This is a genomic window from Buttiauxella sp. S19-1 (assembly GCF_022134725.1).
Classification (GTDB): Bacteria; Pseudomonadota; Gammaproteobacteria; order Enterobacterales; family Enterobacteriaceae; genus Buttiauxella; species Buttiauxella ferragutiae.
Genome location: NZ_JAHWLU010000132.1, coordinates 1 through 12,905, shown reverse-complemented (window position 1 = coordinate 12,905; position 12,905 = coordinate 1). Strand labels below are relative to the sequence as shown.

The following is a 12,905-nucleotide window of genomic DNA, read 5'->3' as shown; positions in this document are numbered from 1 at the left end:
CAATTACCTTCCTTCTATTAAAGACGCTTTCAATTCACGCATCGGATGTTGACGAAAATCCTTTGGCGTCGTACCCGTATAACGGCGGAAAAAACGCGAAAAATAGGTCGCATCACTAAAGCCAAGATAATCAGAGATCTGGCTGATCGTCATACTGGTATACAGCAACCTGCGTTTGGCTTCGAGCAACACGCGTTGATGCAGGACATTCAGAGCGCTACAGCCAAAGAACTCATGGCACAGGGTATTCAGGTGCACACTTGATAAACCGATTTCGCTGGCATAATGCGTGACCAGCAACTGCTCACGATAATGACACTCAACCAATTGATTAAATTGATGAATCACCGCCCGTTTTCGCTCGACACGCGAACTGCTGCCTGGTACCGGAGCACATTGCCGATTGAGCCAAACTAAAAGCGCGCTGATTAATGAATGCAGCATCATGTCACGGGCTTCCCCCGCGCCTTCATACTCACTTTGTAAGGTACTAAACAGTGTATTAATTTGCCTGTTCGAGCCTTTCACCGGCACACACGCCGCCTGCTTAAGTACCTGTAAAGGGCGGCCAAATTGCTGCTCAAACTGGGCGATTAACGGAGCTGAAAACGAAAGCGAATAACCCTGAGTCCCCGGTGAGAATTTAAAACCGTGCACGCACAACGCAGGTACCACCTGAATACACGCCTGTCGCACATGATGCTTAACGCCTTCAATATCTATCTCCACCTCACCTTTGTGCAAATAAAGTAATTGAACCAAATCCGCATGCTGATGAATGCGAATGTGCCATTCATAAAGGCTGCTGCGGCTATGAATCGATTCGCAATGCAGCAAATCTGCTGCAGGCCAGTTCCGGCTTTCACCATATAGTTTAAATACCGGAATACTGGCATTCAGATTCATTACGTCCTCTTTTTAAGCATAAGATCCACAGACTAATAGTGAATAAGTGTAGTTTATTCAACGGGCTCGAACGGTAAACCGACGTAGTTTTCGGCGATAGTCGTCAATCCGGCGCGTGAGGTCAGATAATACTCACGATCTGCCTGCTGCATTTTGCGGTCAAACGCATTCATTCCTGTAAAATCATGCAGGAGATTAGTCATAAACCAGCTAAAACGCTCACCTTTCCACACCCTGCGCAACGCCATAGGTGAATAGGTTTCCAGCAAATCGGTTCGCCCTTCGTGGTACACCTTACATAAGATCCGGAACAGATAATTCACATCAGAGGCGGCCAGGTTTAGCCCTTTGGCTCCGGTTGGCGGTACGATGTGCGCTGCATCTCCCACCAGGAAAAGGTTGCCATACTGCATCGGTTCAACCACAAAACTGCGTAACGGCGCGATGCTCTTCTCGAGTGAGTGACCAGTCACTAACTTATCCGCCAATTCTTTTGGCAACCGCTGTTTAAGCTCATCCCAGAAGCGTTCGTCCGGCCAGGCGTCAACGCTATCGATTAAAGGAACCTGCAAATAGTAGCGACTTCTGGTTAGTGAGCGCTGACTACACAACACAAATCCGCGTTGATGATGGGCATAAATCAGCTCGTGATTTACTGGTGGCGTGTCAGATAACAAGCCGAGCCAGCCGAAGGGATAAACCCGTTCATACTCGCGAGTAATCTCTGCCGGAATCGCTTTACGTGAAACACCATGAAAACCATCACATCCGGCAATGTAATCGCAATCAATGCGGTAGGTTTCGCCCTGCTTTTCAAAAGTGACATACGGCGAATCACTTTTCACATCAAACAATTGTACATTGCTGACACCGTACATCGTCGGCGCTGAGGTTTTGCGGCGTGCGTCCATCAAATCACGCGTCACTTCGGTCTGGCCGTACACCATCACCGTTTTGCCACCGGTCAGCTCTTTTAGCGCAACCGGAATACGTTTTCCATCTACCAAAAACTCCACGCCTTCATGGACCAGCCCTTCGGCATCCATTCTTTCACTGACCCCGGCTTCACGCAGCAAATCTACGGTGCCATTTTCCAGGATACCCGCCCGAATTCGCCCCTGTACGTGCTCCGGGGTTTGTCTTTCTAACACCACATTGCTAATACCTGCATTGTGCAGCAATTGCCCCAACAACAAACCCGACGGGCCAGCACCGATTATCACGACCTGAGTTTTCATAAGATATGCTCTCTAATAAAACGTTACATGAATGTTGTTTTTATGTTTAACAAATGCTCATTCGTGCATTTTTAGCGTCCACAGAGAGAAAAAGAAGGCCAATATCTGTCTAAAACGTGCACTTTTCGAAAGTCTCACTCAAAGTGCGGACAAGCTCATATTTCGCCGAAAAAGTGTGCGAAATGCGTTATTACGCTAAATGTTGATCTGGTGCGCCTGAGTACAGGGGTCGGCATATGTTAAAAATGGGGGATGTTAAAATTTCAGCGACCGCCGTCGCTTTTCATCTTACATAGGCCAGGCATGTCGACAGATGTCAACCCGCAGCGCGAAGTCACCCGCCTCTGCATTCAATGTGGGCTTTTCTTGTTGCAACACGGCGCCGAAAGCGCCCTTGTAGAAGAGCTTTCCAGTCGTTTAGGTGTGGCATTAGGGATGGACAGCGTTGAAAGCTCAATCTCAGCGAACGCCATCGTACTCAGCACCATCAAAGACAATCAGTGCCTCACGACGACACGCAAAAACAGCGACCGCGGCATCAATATGCATGTGGTGACGGAAGTGCAGCACATCGTGATCCTGGCCGAGCATAAGCTTTTGGATCATAAAGACGTTTTGAAGCGTTTTGAGCACATTAAACCCTTGCGCTATCCCCGCTGGTTAGTAGTGCTGATGGTCGGTCTTTCCTGCGGCTGTTTCTGTAAGCTCAATAGCGGCGGTTGGGATGGTGCAATGGTTGCTTTCCTTGCCAGTTCGGTGGCGATGTATGTGCGCCTGGTGCTCACATCACACCACCTGCATCCGCAAATTAACTTCTGCATCACGGCGTTTGTCGCCACCACGATTTCTGGCCTGCTGATTGCCAAAGGCCCGTTCGCCATGACCTCAAATATTGCGATGGCCGCAAGCGTCTTGTTGCTGGTTCCTGGATTTCCGCTGATTAACGCCGTCGCCGATATGTTTAAAGGCCACGTCAATACTGGCCTTGCCAGATGGGCGATGGCTAGCCTGCTTACGCTCGCCACGTGTATTGGAGTGGTGATGGCGATGTCACTGTGGGGGTTAAAAGGATGGGAGTAATCGACTTTTTACTGGCGCTGCTTCAGGACATGACGCTGGCCGCCATTCCCGCCGCAGGTTTTGCCCTGGTGTTTAACGTCCCACAGCGTGCCTTACCTTATTGCGCACTGCTGGGTGCCATTGGCCACGGTTCGAGAATGGCGATGATGACGGCGGGCATGAACATTGAATGGAGCACGTTTATCGCTTCACTTCTGGTGGGCAGCATCGGTATTCAGTGGTCGCGCTGGTATCTCGCCCATCCTAAAGTCTTTACCGTGGCGGCGGTTATTCCGATGTTCCCTGGCATTTCTGCCTACACCGCCATGATTTCAGCCGTGAAACTGAGCCACTTTGGTTACACCGAAGACTTGATGATTCAACTGCTCACCAACTTCCTGAAGGCGTCGTTTATCGTCGGAGCATTATCGATTGGCTTATCCATTCCAGGCCTGTGGCTGTACCGTAAACGCCCGCGAGTGTGATGTGTTGCAGGGCTTCGCTAACTCATCAGTGCTTTGCCCACGCAAACTTGTTTTAATGTCATCTGGCCTGGGCGATACCAGCGGCCTGATGACATTAAGGAGCCTTGCGTGGAAACCCACGAAATTTATCTTCCTGAGCGTTTTGATGACGCCAGTTTGAAAGAAAAGATTTTCTTCAGCGCCATTAGTTTGTTCGCTGAATTTGGCCTTAACGGCGCACGCATGGAGCAAATTGCCGAGAAAGCCAACACCACCAAACGGATGGTGGTTTATCACTTCAAAAGCAAAGAGCTGCTTTACGTTCAGGTGCTGGAATATGTTTACACCCAAATTCGCAGCTGTGAGCGCCAGCTTAATCTCACTGACCAGCCGCCAGTCGAAGCGATGGTGGAACTGGTGGAATGGACCTTTGATTTCCACGTCACTCACCCCGATTTCATTCGGATCATCTGCATGGAGAACATGCAGCGTGGGCGCTTTGTGAAAGAGTCGGCTTACTTACGCGAGATAAACCGCAGTGCGCTGGAATTACTGCAAGATGTGCTTTCCCGAGGCCAGGATAAACAGCTATTCAGCAGGCTCGTCACCGCTAAAGACGTCCACCGCCTGATCAGTAGTTTTTGTTTCTACCACGTCGCAAACAGCTACACATTTTCGAATTTCTTTGAAGATGGTTCAGAACCGGTTGATAGCACAGCACATTACCGTGAAATGGCGGTAAAAGTGGTGCTGCGTTATATCGGGCCATAAACATAAATCTCTACCCTAAATAATTCGAGTTGCAGCCAACGCACCTGCAGCTTGAATTATAACGGGTAAATCTGGAAGCTTTAGGAAATCTCCTGGCACCCATCACCCTACAGATAGCGGTATACTCGTCGAAAATTCTCCTGCGATGCAGGTTAACGAAAAGAGTATAAAAATGATGAAAGCAAGCAATCGGGTTCTCTGTGCACTGGCGTTGGCAACATTCGTATTTGCAGGCCAGGCGATGGCGTCAAGCTGGCAGGATCAACTCTCCAGTGCTGCGAGTGAATTAAGCAAAACCACCACCAGCAATACTGCAACACCTGCGACCACCGCAACCACAGGCAACTCACTTTCCTCACTAACCAGCCTGCTCGGCGGCGGCACTCAAGCCCTGAGCGCCAACAGCATGACTAACGCGGCGGGCATTTTGCAGTACTGCATGAAAAACAAACTGGTTTCAGCCACCAACACCGACAACGTGAAAAGCGAGCTGCTCGATAAACTGGGTCTTGATAGCGGCAAGAAAGAAACTCAGCCACAGGATTACACACAAGGCTTGATGGGGATGCTCAATACCGGCAAAGGCCAGCAACTGAATCTGGACACTATTGGCAGTTCGCCGATAGCAGAAAAAGTAAAAACTCAGGCCTGTGATTTTGTCCTCAAGCAGGGCATGAGCTACCTTTCCTAAGTTGAATTACCGCCCTGCGAACAGCGACTGTAGGGCGGATCATCAATACTCACTCCTTAACATTAATCTCCAGCACGGCATACACCCCATCGCTGGGTAACGTCACGGTGACGTTTTGCAGATTGATTCCGGCGGCCAGAATAATCTCCCTAAGCTCAAACAGCGTGCGCGGATAAATCGTGGTCCAGCCGACACAACGCAGCGCAAAGTCAATTTGCGGGCTGGTTTTCAGCATATTAGAAATAATCAGCACGCCTCCGGGTTTCACCAGGCGCAGCGCATGGCGAATGAAATGCACCGCTTCGGCCTGCGAGAAATATTCGAAAATACCCAGCCCGTCGACCAGCTCCGCTGACTCCTCGCCCAGTTCCTGAACCAGCTTGTCACTGGCAATCATCCGGTCGAACAAATTGCGCATTAACAGCGAAAAATGGTGGCCTTCAACCAACCCATATTGTGTCGCCAGCCCGCGGGCAAACTTCAGCGATTGCCTGTCATGGTCAACCAGCAACAACGTGAATTTCTGCGCCTTTAATTTTGCCCCGCGCAAAGTCTTTAAAACCGGCACCGCCGCGCCGCAAGCGAGGCTTATCCAGTTTCCTGAAACGCGGTCGTTGAGATGAATATCGGCAATGGCCGCCATCACTTTGGCGCGCGAGCGAATCCCCCGTGCATCGTTGGCGTGAATAAACCATGGCCGACTATTGAGATCCATCTCCCCGCCGCTGATCAGCCGCTCGGCAAGCGGGTGCTGCACCGCCCACAGCGCAAGTGCCGTCGGCACCAGTTGGCAACGCCACTCCGCGAGCGCGGGGCGATTATGAAAGGCAAATTCTGAGTGTTTGTTCCGGCACCTAATCTGGCGTATTCCCAGGTTGTCTAAAATGATTTCCGGGGCTTCCAAAGAAGGGTCTGATGCTAGCTGTTGATTGATGTCATCGATCTGCTCTGATACCTGATCCTTCATCGGCCAGTCATCACTGATGTCGCTGCAAGTGATGTGTTTAATGGCAAGATCCGCAGGCACCGATCCTGGGATCACTGAGAGAAAAGGTTGCCAGGACATGTAAAACCTCTGCAGACGTTTTCTTTCAGTCTAGAAAATCCTCCGTGATTGACCGTCAGCAGAAAGTTGTAATTTGCAGGCTGGATTACCGCTTGAAAAGTACCTCCTCACCGCGCATGACGCAGGGTGAGGAGCAAAAGCTAGCGTAAAAATGACTCGGTCAATTTAACCCAGTAAGTCGCGCCACCTGAAATACAGGCATCGTTAAATTGATAGAGCGGATGGTGAACCGAGTAATCATTGTTGCCCGTTGCCGTCCCCAACCATAAATAGCAGCCAGGGACTTCTTCCAACATAAATGAAAAGTCCTCGCTGCCCATGGCACTTTTCACCTGCGCAGGATCGGCGACTTTATCGGAGCCAAAAACATCGCGCGCAACTTGCAACGCAAACTCGGTCTGCTGAGGATCATTCACCGTCACCGGATAACCAAAATCCACGGCGATCGTTGCTTTCACGCCAAAGCTTTCGGCCTGAGCATGAACTAATTTCTGAATGCGCTGTTTCACCGCATCACGCACATCCGATTTGAAAGTACGCATATTGAGCTTGAGTACCGCGCTGTGCGGGATGATGTTGTGCGTGGTGCCGCTTTGCAGGCTTCCCACTGTGACCACGGCAGAATCCTGCGGATCAACATTGCGCGAAACAATCGTTTGCAGCGCCATAACGATCGACGCCCCGGCAACGGTCGGATCAATACAGTGCTCCGGCATCGATCCATGTCCGCCCTTTCCTTCGAGCGTCACGGTCATGCTGTCTGAGGAAGCCATCAACGCGCCTGGTTTGGTGGCGATCTCACCTGCTGGCAGCAAAGGGAAATTGTGCAAACCGAACACCGCATCACACGGAAACAGCTTGAATAAGCCGTCATCAATCATCCGTTTGGCACCGCCAATCGTCTCTTCTGACGGCTGGAAAATCAGATGGAGCGTGCCGCTAAACGGGCGATGTTCTGCCAGATAACGCGCGGCTGACAGCAAAATAGCGCAATGCCCGTCGTGCCCGCAGGCGTGCATTTTCCCCTCAACCACACTCGCCCACGGCAGCCCGGTTTGTTCCTGCATCGGCAAGGCGTCCATATCAGCGCGGATGCCCAGGCGCTTGCCGCCACTACCCACTTTCAACGTGCCAACAACCCCTGTGCCACCTAGCCCACGGTGAACTTCATAGCCCCAGCCCGTCAGCAATTCGGCAATACGGTCGCTGGTACGGAACTCCTCAAAACCTAGCTCCGGGTGTTGATGGAAATCGCGACGAATGGCAATCATCTCTTCTTCGTAATCGAGAATTTCTTTAATCAGCATAGGGTTATTCCTTTTTATTCATCACAGAAAGTTTTGCGTTCGTGCCAGGCCAGCAACGCGGCAAAAGTCACCACCGCGCAGAACATCAAATACCATGCCGGAGCCATCGGTTGGCCGGTGACTTTCAACAACCAGGTCACTATCAATTGTGCGAAGCCACCAAACAGCGTAACGCCAATGGCATAAACCATCGCCATACCTGAGGCACGAACCGCTTTTGGAAACGCTTCAAGGATCAACAAGAAAAATGCAGCCGAGCTGATGTTTGCCAGTATCTGATCGATAGCAATCAGCAGCAGGGTGACGCCCAGCGGAGCGCCATGCAGAATTGTCGCGAAGATCGGCCAAATCAGGGCAAATGATCCCACTGCGCAGCCAATCAGGATCGGTTTACGCCGTGGCAATTTGTCCGCCAGTTTACCGCCGAAGAAAGGCACCAGCAGCGTTAGAGCCGCCGCGGTCAAACTCACCCACCATGAGGTGCTGGCTGGCATATGCAGCGTGTTAACCATATACGCTGGCATGTAATAGATGATGATGTAAAAAGTCGTGGTGCCTTTCATCACCAGTAAAATGCCCAGTAATAGAGCGCGGCGATGTTCACGCCACAGCGTTAATGCTGGGTTTTCTGCACTCACCGCAGGCGTCACGGTGTGCGTTTCTTCAAGCTGGCGACGGATGTATAAACCAATCGGCATGATCGCAAGGCCAACAATAAACGGGATACGCCAGCCCCAGTCATACAACTGCTGTTCGCTCAGAATATGGCTCAGGCCCGCGCCCATTGCCGCACCAAAAAGTGCCGCGCCGCCCTGGCTGGTCATCTGCCAGCTCACTCGCGCACCGCGGCGAGATTTATCACCGGCTTCCATCAACCACGAGGTTGCCGCCCCCACTTCACCACCTGCTGAAAAGCCCTGCAACATGCGCCCGGCCACCAGCACCACGGGCGCCATAATCCCGGCTTGCTGATAAGTGGGCGCAAAAGCCACCATCATCACCCCTAAAGACATCAGCCCCAGTATCAGCGTCATGGCCGCTTTGCGCCCATGTTTATCGGCATAGCTCCCAAGCACCATGCTGCCTAGCGGGCGCATCACAAACCCCACGCCAAATGTCGCCACCGCTAACAACAACGAGGTGTATTCATTGGAGCTGGGGAAAAACAGATGCCCAATAATCACCGAGAAAAAACTGTAAACCGCAAAATCGTAAATCTCGAGGCCGTTGCCAATCGTCACCGCCACCAATGACTTAAAGTTGGCACGTTCCGGAACCAACGCCACATCTACGGGAAGCGAGGCGGAGATCCCGGCATCTAACTGGGCATAGCTGACACGCTGTTTCATGCTCACGTCCTCTTTTGTTATTCAGATGTAAACAAACTGGGCTGGATTTAACTATCTGCATAAAAAAAGAACATTACAATCATAAAAATTAGTTATGCCTTTGGTTATCTTGTTTGTATTGTTAGAGAGCAAAATTTGCACCACGGTGGTGGCTCAGGCGGGACGGAAAATTGAAAATCAAACTAAATCAGTTAGATATTTTGTTAGAGGTTGCCGCGCAAGGCAGCATTGGCAAAGCGGCGAAAGCATTACACCTCACACAACCGGCCATTTCGAAAACCATTCAGGAGATGGAAGCGGAAATCGGCATGCCGATTCTGCAACGCTCATCACGCGGCGTAACGTTAAATGAGTATGGGCAAGTTCTGCTGCGCCATGCGCGCGACATCGACCGCTCGCTGCACCAGGCGCGTGACGAAATCGACAATCTGCTCGGCAAAGCGATGCGCCAGTTACGAGTGGGGTTTACCTCTGCTGCATCCTACGGGCCATTTACCCACACGTTGATTCAATTTCAGGCACGTTTCCCCGGCGTGAAACTGATCGTGATGGAAGGCAGACCGCAACAAATTCACGATGCGCTGGAGAACCAACGCCTGGATATTGCCGTCATCACCAGCGCCAGCAATGCGGTGCAAAACGGTATGTATCACGAAACGCTGTATGCGCTGAGCAACACGATTATTGCCGGAAACCAACATCCCGTCACCCATACAACCTCGCTGAAAAACCTGATGGATTACCCGTGGCTGGACTGGGATGAACCTGGTGAACACTCGATTTTAGGCCAGGTTTTCCGGCGTTATAACCTGCCGCTGCCGCAAAATATTATCCACTGCTCATCGCCGTGGATCATGGCGCGCATGATGGAACAAACCAATATGGTCAGCATGTGGACGTCAGTGCGTTTGCGCTTCCCTGGCTACAGTTCAAACTTGCGCCCGCTGGTACTGCGCGAAGTGCTTCCAGCCAGCAATATCAGCATTCTGTGCCCGAATATCGGCCGTCTTTCCAGTGCCGGACACACTTTTATGGAAATGCTAAGAATTAACACCCGCGACTGGTTACAAGACAGCGATGCTCTGGAGATGGTGGTGCGGGTTTAGAATGTGTGAAGGCGGCCCGGCGGTTGAAACCGGGCCGTAAAACGGGGCTTGTTAGCTTAAATCAGCGCCATTGCTGGCGATCACTTTCTTATACCACCAGAACGACTTTTTACGTGTACGTGCCAATGTGCCGTTGCCCTGGTCGTCACGATCAACGTAGATGAAACCATAACGCTTGCTCATTTCACCGGTTGATGCGGAGACCAAATCAATGCAGCCCCACGAGGTGTAGCCGATAACCGGGATACCATCTTCAATAGCATCGCCCATCGCTTTGATGTGCTCACGCAGGTAGTCGATGCGGTAGTCATCGTTGATTTCGCCCTGCGCATTAACTTCATCTTTCGCACCCAGGCCATTTTCTACCAGGAAAAGTGGCTTCTGATAGCGGTCGTACATCATGTTCATGGTGATGCGCAGGCCAAGCGGGTCAATGCCCCAGCCCCATTCGCTCGCCTGAATGTACGGGTTCTTCAGTGACTTAACGATGTTTGCCGCGTTGCTGTTGAGCTCGTTCATCTCACCGGAAGCACAACGTGAGGCGTAGTAGCTGAATGAGACAAAATCGACGGTATTCTTGAGGATTTCGTCGTCGCCTGGCAGCACTTCAAGCTCAAAGCCTTTCTCGCGGAACAGACGTTTGGAGTACGACGGATAAGCACCACGTGCCTGCACATCAATAAAGAACAGGTTCTCACGATCCTTTTCCAGCGCTGCCCACACGTCTTCCGGTTTGCAAGAATACGGATAGAAATTCCCACCCGCCAACATACAGCCGACCTGGTTATCAGGGTTAACTTCGTGAGCAATTTTGGTCACTAACGCACTGGCGATCAGTTCATGGTGCGCCGCCTGGTATTTCACTTGTTCTTTGTTATCGCCTTCTTCAAATACCAGACCCGCACCGGAGAATGGAGCGTGAAGTAAAATATTGATTTCGTTGAAGGTCAGCCAGTATTTCACCAGGCCGTCAAAGGCTTCAAAACAGGTACGCGCGTAATGGGTGAAAAACTCCACCATTTTGCGGCTGCGCCACGAACCATATTCCTGCACCAAATACATCGGCACATCAAAGTGGCACAGCGTGACCAGTGGTTCGATATTGTGTTTTTTGCACTCGGCAAACAGATCACGGTAAAACGCGATCCCTTCCGCATTAGGTTCTTTCTCATCGCCCCGCGGGAAGATACGGCTCCAGGCAATCGAGGTACGGAAAACGGTAAAACCCATCTCAGCCATCAGCGCAATATCATCTTTGTAGCGATGGTAAAAATCGATCGCTTCATGGCTCGGGTAAAATTCGTCATCACGCAGTGAAAAACGTTTTTCTAAACCGAGTTTCACCGCCAGACGATGCTCACCGTGCGGAATGGTATCGACGGTTGAAAGCCCTTTTCCGCCTGCGAGGTAGGCACCTTCAGCCTGGTTCGCAGCAATAGCACCGCCCCATAAAAAGTCATCAGGAAAAATGGATGCTGACATAAAGTCCCTCTTCTAATTTAGTTAGCGTTTACAGCATGTTGCGGTGCAACAACGGCGTTTGGCTGGATTGGCTCTTTCTCGTGACTTTGCTCAACGGGAATGTCTTCAAAGCCCAGGATTAACGTCAGGACGAAAGAGAGCACCACGGCCAGAATCATCACGCCAAACACCCAAGCGATGCTCATCGGATTAGCTGGATCAAAGAACTGCACACTGGTGAACAGGCCCGGAGATGCCATGGAATGGCTGGCCAACCCACCGATTCCTGCGACCGCGCCGCAGACAAAACCACTGATTAATGCCGCAATCAGCGGGCGTTTCAAACGTACCGCCACACCGTAAAGTGCCGGTTCCGAAATCCCCGCCACAATGGCCGATGCCGCCGCAGCCAGCGCAGTCTGGCGCAGTTCAGGGTTTTTCGTTTTCCATGCGACTGCCAGAGATGAACCACCGAGCGACAAGTTAGCACCAATTTCTGATGGCATAACCATGCCTTCTTTACCCGTTTCGGCAATGGTCTGAATGATAGACGGTGTGAATACTCGGTGCATACCGGTCATCACCAGCAGCGGCCACAGTGCGCCCATAATCGCCACGGACAACCAGCCCAGGTAGCTATGAACGGTGTAAACCAGTGCGGAAATTCCGGTACCAATCCAGATACCCAGCGGGCCAATCAACATGATGGCAATCGGTGCGGAAATCAGCACAATCAGCATCGGTTTGAGGAAGTTTTTCGTCACCGCTGGGGTGATGCGGTCAACCCATTTTTCGATATACGAAAGAATCCAGGTCATGCACAGCGCAGGAATGACGGTGTAGGTATATTTCACCGCAGTGACCGACATCCCCATAAATTCAACGTGTTGGCCTTGTGCCGCTTTCGCCATCAGGTCAACAAAATTTGGGTGAACCAGCACACCGGCAATAGCAATTGCCAGCGACATATTGGTTTTGAATTTTACCGCCGCCGATGCCGCAACCATGATTGGCAGGAAGAAGAATGCGCCGTCGCCAATCACATTGAGGATGATAAGCGTTGAGGAGCCTTTGCCGAAGACGCCGGTCATATCCAGAATCATCGCCAGCAGTTTTACCATTGAGCCGCCGATAATCGCCGGAATCAACGGTGACATAGTGCCAATCAGCGCATCCAAAATCCCGGCACCAATACGTTTGAGCGTAATTTTGCTTTTGCCCGGAGCGGGTTGCGCGGGCTGCATCCCTTCCGGCAGCAGTTTCAGCACTTCAGCGTAAGCTTGTGAAACGGTGTTGCCAATGATCACCTGGCACTGATTTTCGCTACGCACGACGCCCATCACGCCACTAATAGCTTTTAACTTTGCGGTATCGACCCGGCTATCGTCGTTGAGGACAAAACGCAAACGGGTCATACAGTGAGTCACCGCGCCGACGTTGCCCGCGCCACCTATTGCGTCGACTATCGACTGAGATACTGCCGCATA

The 12,905-nt window shown here is 51.4% G+C and carries 12 protein-coding genes; 5 read left to right on the top strand and 7 right to left on the bottom strand.

Features of this window, described 5'->3' with window-relative positions:
- Positions 1 to 3 precede the first annotated feature (3 nt).
- Positions 4 to 906: a helix-turn-helix domain-containing protein gene (locus MES37_RS21040; protein WP_237932581.1), complete on the bottom strand. Its 903-nt coding sequence runs from the start codon at positions 904 to 906 to the stop codon at positions 4 to 6.
- Positions 907 to 959: 53 nt separating this feature from the next.
- Complete coding sequence (gene pobA, locus MES37_RS21035; RefSeq protein WP_121814856.1) at positions 960 to 2,144, bottom strand: 4-hydroxybenzoate 3-monooxygenase; 1,185 nt, start codon at positions 2,142 to 2,144, stop codon at positions 960 to 962.
- A gap of 303 nt (positions 2,145 to 2,447) precedes the next feature.
- Here pobA and MES37_RS21030 point away from each other — a divergent pair, with 303 nt between their 5' ends.
- From MES37_RS21030 to MES37_RS21015, 4 genes are all read left to right on the top strand, one after another.
- Positions 2,448 to 3,224, top strand: a complete 777-nt coding sequence (locus MES37_RS21030; RefSeq protein WP_064543554.1) for a threonine/serine ThrE exporter family protein — start codon at positions 2,448 to 2,450, stop codon at positions 3,222 to 3,224.
- On the top strand, positions 3,215 to 3,688 hold the full coding sequence (locus tag MES37_RS21025; protein WP_064543305.1) for a threonine/serine exporter: 474 nt from the start codon (positions 3,215 to 3,217) through the stop codon (positions 3,686 to 3,688). The genes MES37_RS21030 and MES37_RS21025 overlap by 10 nt, the downstream gene beginning before the upstream one ends.
- Positions 3,689 to 3,796: 108 nt before the next feature.
- The gene (locus tag MES37_RS21020) at positions 3,797 to 4,438 is read left to right on the top strand and encodes a TetR family transcriptional regulator (protein WP_064543303.1); all 642 of its coding nucleotides are present in this window, start codon (positions 3,797 to 3,799) and stop codon (positions 4,436 to 4,438) included.
- A gap of 175 nt (positions 4,439 to 4,613) precedes the next feature.
- Positions 4,614 to 5,129, top strand: a complete 516-nt coding sequence (locus MES37_RS21015; protein ID WP_064543552.1) for a DUF2501 domain-containing protein — start codon at positions 4,614 to 4,616, stop codon at positions 5,127 to 5,129.
- 49 nt (positions 5,130 to 5,178) lie between these two features.
- Here the strand turns inward: MES37_RS21015 and MES37_RS21010 are convergent, their stop codons facing one another.
- From MES37_RS21010 to MES37_RS21000, 3 genes are all read right to left on the bottom strand, one after another.
- Complete coding sequence (locus MES37_RS21010) at positions 5,179 to 6,195, bottom strand: hypothetical protein (RefSeq protein WP_064543301.1); 1,017 nt, start codon at positions 6,193 to 6,195, stop codon at positions 5,179 to 5,181.
- Between the two features lie 140 nt (positions 6,196 to 6,335).
- Positions 6,336 to 7,502 carry a M20 aminoacylase family protein gene (locus MES37_RS21005; RefSeq protein ID WP_121814855.1) on the bottom strand — a complete coding sequence of 389 codons (1,167 nt, stop codon included), beginning with the start codon at positions 7,500 to 7,502 and terminating at the stop codon, positions 6,336 to 6,338.
- Positions 7,503 to 7,516: 14 nt separating this feature from the next.
- Complete coding sequence (locus tag MES37_RS21000) at positions 7,517 to 8,851, bottom strand: MFS transporter (RefSeq protein WP_064543299.1); 1,335 nt, start codon at positions 8,849 to 8,851, stop codon at positions 7,517 to 7,519.
- Between the two features lie 170 nt (positions 8,852 to 9,021).
- Here MES37_RS21000 and MES37_RS20995 point away from each other — a divergent pair, with 170 nt between their 5' ends.
- The gene (locus MES37_RS20995; protein WP_064543296.1) at positions 9,022 to 9,957 is read left to right on the top strand and encodes a LysR family transcriptional regulator; all 936 of its coding nucleotides are present in this window, start codon (positions 9,022 to 9,024) and stop codon (positions 9,955 to 9,957) included.
- 51 nt (positions 9,958 to 10,008) lie between these two features.
- Here the strand turns inward: MES37_RS20995 and MES37_RS20990 are convergent, their stop codons facing one another.
- Together MES37_RS20990 and ascF are read right to left on the bottom strand one after the other, a co-directional pair.
- Positions 10,009 to 11,439: a 6-phospho-beta-glucosidase gene (locus MES37_RS20990; RefSeq protein ID WP_064543294.1), complete on the bottom strand. Its 1,431-nt coding sequence runs from the start codon at positions 11,437 to 11,439 to the stop codon at positions 10,009 to 10,011.
- A gap of 17 nt (positions 11,440 to 11,456) precedes the next feature.
- On the bottom strand, positions 11,457 to 12,905 hold a 1,449-nt coding region (ascF, locus tag MES37_RS20985; RefSeq protein WP_237932580.1), incomplete at its 5' end, for a PTS cellobiose/arbutin/salicin transporter subunit IIBC.